The 4,547-nt window shown below is 33.5% G+C and carries 7 protein-coding genes; 1 reads left to right on the top strand and 6 read right to left on the bottom strand.

Translation table 11 applies throughout. The features are described 5' to 3' along the window. Window positions 1-71: 71 nt before the first annotated feature. A complete protein-coding gene (locus J7E63_RS02450; RefSeq protein ID WP_215010138.1) occupies window positions 72-947 on the bottom strand; it encodes an SMI1/KNR4 family protein in 876 nt (291 codons plus the stop codon). A 274-nt stretch (window positions 948-1,221) separates the two neighbouring features. On the opposite strand from J7E63_RS02450, the gene J7E63_RS02445 reads away from it, so the two are divergent. Beyond that, window positions 1,222-1,596, top strand: coding sequence for a DUF4430 domain-containing protein (locus tag J7E63_RS02445; protein WP_215010137.1), 375 nt, complete (start codon window positions 1,222-1,224; stop codon window positions 1,594-1,596). A gap of 299 nt (window positions 1,597-1,895) precedes the next feature. On the opposite strand, the gene J7E63_RS02440 is transcribed toward J7E63_RS02445, so the two are convergent. From J7E63_RS02440 to J7E63_RS02420, 5 genes are all read right to left on the bottom strand, one after another. Next, window positions 1,896-2,213 carry a hypothetical protein gene (locus J7E63_RS02440; RefSeq protein ID WP_215010136.1) on the bottom strand — a complete coding sequence of 106 codons (318 nt, stop codon included), beginning with the start codon at window positions 2,211-2,213 and terminating at the stop codon, window positions 1,896-1,898. Between the two features lie 242 nt (window positions 2,214-2,455). Continuing rightward, on the bottom strand, window positions 2,456-2,653 hold the full coding sequence (locus J7E63_RS02435) for a hypothetical protein (protein WP_215010135.1): 198 nt from the start codon (window positions 2,651-2,653) through the stop codon (window positions 2,456-2,458). A gap of 169 nt (window positions 2,654-2,822) precedes the next feature. Further along, window positions 2,823-2,966 carry a hypothetical protein gene (locus tag J7E63_RS02430; RefSeq protein WP_215010134.1) on the bottom strand — a complete coding sequence of 48 codons (144 nt, stop codon included), beginning with the start codon at window positions 2,964-2,966 and terminating at the stop codon, window positions 2,823-2,825. A 541-nt stretch (window positions 2,967-3,507) separates the two neighbouring features. Next, complete coding sequence (locus J7E63_RS02425; protein WP_215010133.1) at window positions 3,508-3,723, bottom strand: hypothetical protein; 216 nt, start codon at window positions 3,721-3,723, stop codon at window positions 3,508-3,510. 405 nt (window positions 3,724-4,128) lie between these two features. Further along, window positions 4,129-4,547 (bottom strand): IS3 family transposase (locus tag J7E63_RS02420; protein WP_215010132.1); only part of this gene is annotated, 419 nt, incomplete at its 5' end.

Below are 4,547 nucleotides of genomic sequence, written 5' to 3'. Positions count from 1 at the left end.
TTCTTATTCAAGTAAAGCACCCGTTAGCTGAATATACAAAGGTGTATTTCACTGCTCGTTGGTGAATAGCATTATTCCTCATCTACAAAGTCAATCATCACTCCAACAACCTTTTTTGAAATGTTATATTTTACTTTCACCTCGTACATTCCGTCACCATAACCAGACATTGAAACCGCACCATCTGAGACAACTCCCCCCTGTGCATCTGAAGCAACTACCTCATCAAATTGGATGGCTTCGTTTCTACCAAATGTTTTAAAATCAAAAATTCCTGCTTGTGCAGAGTCAACTCCAATCTGTTTATCGCAAACATGCCATTTCCCACTTGGTTTCTTTTCCCCATAAAATACAAATAAGTTTTTAACAACTTCATCAGGAGTATAAGATATGGAAGCTGTCCAATTACCATTTTTCACATTTAAAAGTGCGATTTGCAACTTAGCTTCTTCATCCACTTTATAGTACGGGTCAGTAACAATTAGCTTTCCACTTTCAACCATAAAAGTGCCAAGTATATTAGGCTTATTAGTATTCACTTTCGGCACATGCCAATCAATAAATTCACTTAATGATAAAGACGCATATTTGCCTAACCCAGTTTTGTCATTCCAAGTATAAATTAGTTCCTGCATAAATCTTTTCCTAATTCGATAGCAAAGTTTGTCACCACTCATTTTTTCACCAATACAAACCATATCACTCGGTAGATTTTTGGGTCTGTTCTGATGTTGTTTTACTATATCAATTGTTAATGCCGTTTGTTCATTAGTTTGAATAGGGAACAAAGTCCAATCGCCAAATTTTGCTCCATTCGTTTCTAAAAAAAGTTCCTTGTATTCATCTGGAAAAATAGCACCAAGTGCTTTTTCTGTTTTTTTCAATTCAACTAACGACACGCCAGCCACTTTCGAACTTGGATTAATCATGTTTATTACTTTCTTCATCTCTTCCTCCATGATACTTACGGATTACTTTGTCATACTACATTCAAATTAACTAAGAATGTTTTCGATATTTATTATAAAAAACCCTCTATTTATTCAATAAAATAAAGCATTTCTTCTTCAACTAAACTGCTCGTTAGTGCAATAAGAAAAAAGCCAGCTTATATGGCAGCTGGATCTTTAACTCTTGCACCCTTAAGTTTAACAATAAAATCAATAATTTTCGCCAAATTGCTTACAATATGAATACAATACGCTAAAAGGAGATTAAAAAATGCTTATTAAAAGGATGGCGATATTTTTACCACTATTTCTTTTTTTTGTCTATTTCCCAACACTTGCATTAGAAACTACGGGCACTTTCAGAATTATAAACGACAAAAAAGAGATTATTGTTTCAAAAGAAGTTTCATTTCAAGAAGAAGAAACATTATACGAAGTGACTAAAAGGACATTTGAAATAGAAGAATCCAAGGGTAATATTATATCTATCAACGGTATTGCCTCCATTCCGAAGAAAAATATACATTGGGCTGCTTTTGTAAACGGGAATTTTGTAGAAGTAGGATTAGATGAAGTCCTTCTCTATGCAAACGATAATGTAGTATGGGCTTTAAAAAACTATGATAATGAAGAAATTTTAAAATAAATACGCTCGCATACTTATTAATCACACCTAAAATAATGAATTTACACTCGTTATTTTAGGTGTGATTTACTTCCTTTAAAAAGATATTTTTTTGTACTCTTCAATATTCCTGCCCAGTTACAAGAATACGAAAAAGGCTTTGCTCGTTATTCAAGCAAAGCACCCGTTACTTTAAGTACAATACTTCACAAAATCTAACGATTACGTTATATATGGTTTCGACTTGATTTACTAATAAGTTAACTAATATATAGCAGCATTTTTTAATTAATCATTATAATTAAAACATTGCCAAGAGGTTAATCCTTAACGGTTATCGTTATTTCCCTTAATTCCTTTATTGGTGCAAAATACCACTCAATAATATTAAAGTTACTGAAACTTACTAAGTATGTTTGGTGTTTGTTTCTAAGACTCAAGGGTTGATCAGGAACCCTTACCAATAGATTTTTTCCATTATATGTTAATTTCCAATAATAAAAATTACCTGTATTTATAGCTCTGACTCCCAAAAACAACATTTTCTCTAAGCCGCCAAATTTCGTTAATAGTTTAAGTAATTCATCAACTAATAAATAATAATTGTCAGGTAACTCTCTCTTTTTTGAATCACTCATACTCCCTTCTCCCCTTAAAAAATCTAATTATGATATATGTAAACTTTATCCGCTTATATCTTTACAATATCTTATGACGAATAAATTTTCTTATGAATACTGTTACTAAATTAGTTTTATTTTAATATTGAAGTAGGAGTTCCTTTTCTTTCTTCCAGTAACAGCCCTTTAGTTGAATAAAAAAAGCCGTCTGAAATGACAGCCCGATCTTTAACTCTTGCACCCGTTAATTGAACAACATATCATTCTTGCAATCCAGTATATTTTCTCAGAATTCGTTCCCCTTCTTCGTCAATTTCGCAATAAACATTTCCTTTGTCATCTTTGATTTTCGGCAAAATCGGAAGGTTAAAAGTGATTCCATCTGCATCAGTCATCCTGAGATTTATTTTGACAGCCTCAAAAGTCTTCTCTAATGCTAAAAAGTCCTTTACTGTCATTTTAACTCTTATTTTCTCCATTGTACGGCTTTTAATATGGAATGTTATAACAGGAAAAGTTGAATCGGACATACATTTTCACTATCCATTCTTATATGGCATATGAGTATATAGTACCACAAATAAATAATTTGTTGAAAAAAAAGAGCCAAAAGGCTCTAAATTAGAGTTATAGACTATTCAATTCGGAAAAATGAACTAGTTTAACTTGATTATTAAGTGCTCCAGTTTCTACAATTTCACAGTAACCAGATGCATATTGAATAAGCAAAATATACTCTTTCCCTTGAAAATAAACACGTGTCTTCTCCATTATACCACTTCCAATTACTTTTTACCTAATTTTAAATTAAAATGGTACCTTTGTCTGTGAATATTTTACAACATAGGTCTATTTCCATTAAAATCTGCTTTATGTCATTTAAACGTAGCTTGCCTATTACAAAGTCGCTATTTTTTATTGAACTAAACTGCCCCGTTAGCATAATAAGAAAAAGCTGCCACTTAGACAGCACTAGTTTTTCGTTAATCAACTGTCAGTTCAATAAAAATGCAGTTGGATTCTTAAAAAGAGCAAACAGGCTAATCCCATTTGCTCTTTTTTCATATTATGGATTAGCCTGTTTAACCCATTTAGCAACTATTTTGTGCGTTTATCTTGATCTTAACATCTGCTTCCACATCCAATACCATATCGCCGTTTTGGACTACTGGTAATTTGTTACAAACGGTTTTTCCCAACATAAATAGCAGGATAAGTGGAAAAATCCCCCATAAGACAAATGTTCATTTTTAAAATAACGTCATGTGCAAAATTAACTAATATTAATTAAAGAGTCTAGCAAGAACCATATCTAACAGCAGCCGCCATATCCATGATGGAATGGATAGCCGCCATAACCATGATGGAATGGATGACCACCATAACCATGATGGAATGCGTGACCACCATAGCCATGATGGAATGGGTAACCACCATAACCATGATGGAATGGGTAACCACCATAACCCATGCCATAACCAGGATAACCTCCATAAACCATACCGCTTCCAAAGAAATCTCTTTCCATTTTATATCTCCTCCTCAAATTGTTTCAAAAATAGTGTATGTGTCCATTTTTAAAGAGGAATAGATATTTGCCTATTTTCAAGTGTCTTCTTGGCTGTTATTTTAATTGCGGTATAGTCATAACTCCTCATTGTACTAGTGTTCATAAGACTATTAGCATCAATCACTGATTTACTGTCTTCTTGTTTAACCTAGCTGCAACTCATTGTTAAGCTCTTGCACCCGTTAGCTTAATAACAGACTTCCCCTCCAGGCAATGTAAATACGTCAAATCCATCGTCACCTTGTAATGTCCATCCTTCGAAGTAACTACTAGCGTGAAATAATTCAAAGGTAAGATTACCTTCAAACTCGACTATAAATATAAAGCTGTTCATAAAATGAAATGTGGATTGTCAACACTAAACTAGACAACTTTATTAAGGTGTTGAAGTTTATAATCAACAGGACTTACATAACCAAGTGTTCCGTGAATTCGTATGTGATTAAACCAGTGGACATAGTCATGTAATTCCCTTGTTAATTCTTCTAAACTATCAAAATGTCGTCCTTTAACAAACTCTGTTTTAATGATTTTGTACGTTGCTTCAGCTACGGCATTGTCATACGGGCAGCCCTTCATGCTTAATGATCGTTGAATTTCAAACGTCTCTAAAGCATCGTCAATCAGTTTATTTTTGAACTCATTTCCACGATCCGTATGAAAAAGCTGTATTTTACGGAGGTCCCCTTTCATGGAGGCGAATGCTCGATAGACGAGTAATGCATCTTTATTTGGACCTGCGCTGCAGCCTACGATTTCCCGATTAAAGAGGTCGACAAATA

Source organism: Bacillus sp. ISL-75 (assembly GCF_018613095.1).
The sequence above is the reverse complement of the archived record's forward strand: the minus strand, read 5'-3'. Positions and strand labels throughout refer to the sequence as shown.

What these genes read in the sequence shown, in the direction of transcription:
- J7E63_RS02440 (WP_215010136.1), bottom strand. Translation starts at nt 2,213, where the DNA reads ATGAGTGATTCAAAAAAGAGAGAGTTACCTGACAATTATTATTTATTA.
- J7E63_RS02430 (WP_215010134.1), bottom strand. Translation starts at nt 2,966, where the DNA reads ATGGAGAAGACACGTGTTTATTTTCAAGGGAAAGAGTATATTTTGCTT.
- J7E63_RS02450 (WP_215010138.1), bottom strand. Translation starts at nt 947, where the DNA reads ATGAAGAAAGTAATAAACATGATTAATCCAAGTTCGAAAGTGGCTGGC.
- J7E63_RS02425 (WP_215010133.1), bottom strand. Translation starts at nt 3,723, where the DNA reads ATGGAAAGAGATTTCTTTGGAAGCGGTATGGTTTATGGAGGTTATCCT.
- J7E63_RS02445 (WP_215010137.1), top strand. Translation starts at nt 1,222, where the DNA reads ATGCTTATTAAAAGGATGGCGATATTTTTACCACTATTTCTTTTTTTT.
- J7E63_RS02435 (WP_215010135.1), bottom strand. Translation starts at nt 2,653, where the DNA reads ATGACAGTAAAGGACTTTTTAGCATTAGAGAAGACTTTTGAGGCTGTC.